At 76.3% G+C, this 359-nt stretch carries 1 protein-coding gene; it reads right to left on the bottom strand.

Annotated elements, in window-relative coordinates; genetic code table 11:
* Positions 1-293: isopentenyl transferase family protein (locus D588_RS25705; protein ID WP_043086396.1), on the bottom strand; the 293-nt coding region annotated here is incomplete at its 3' end.
* Positions 294-359: the final 66 nt, after the last annotated feature.

Below are 359 nucleotides of genomic sequence, written 5' to 3'. Positions count from 1 at the left end.
AGGCGGCCGCGGGCCACGATCGCCTCCAGCGCGGCGCGCGCGTCGGCGGCGAATTCGGCCGCCGAATACGTCTGCCAGGGATCGCGCAGGTCCAGCAGGTGGTGCGGCACCCGCGCGCGCTCGGCGGCATCGGGCTTGGCCGCGCCGATGTCCAGACCACGGTAGACCAGCGCCGAATCGACGCTGACGATCTCGCCGCCGCAGCGTTCGGCCAGGGCGATCGCCGCGGCGGTCTTGCCCGAGGCGGTCGGGCCCATCAGCGCGATTGCGCGCGGGCGCCGGTCGGCCGCCATCAGTCCTCGTCCGGCCAGCGGATCGTCGCCGCGGCCGACGCTGTGGCGGCGCGCGGCAACGGCACG

The organism is Xanthomonas sp. SHU 308 (assembly GCF_000364645.1).
GTDB lineage: Bacteria > Pseudomonadota > Gammaproteobacteria > Xanthomonadales > Xanthomonadaceae > Xanthomonas_A > Xanthomonas_A sontii.
Note: the sequence above shows the minus strand (reverse complement) of the source record. Positions and strands in the feature narration are given on the sequence as shown.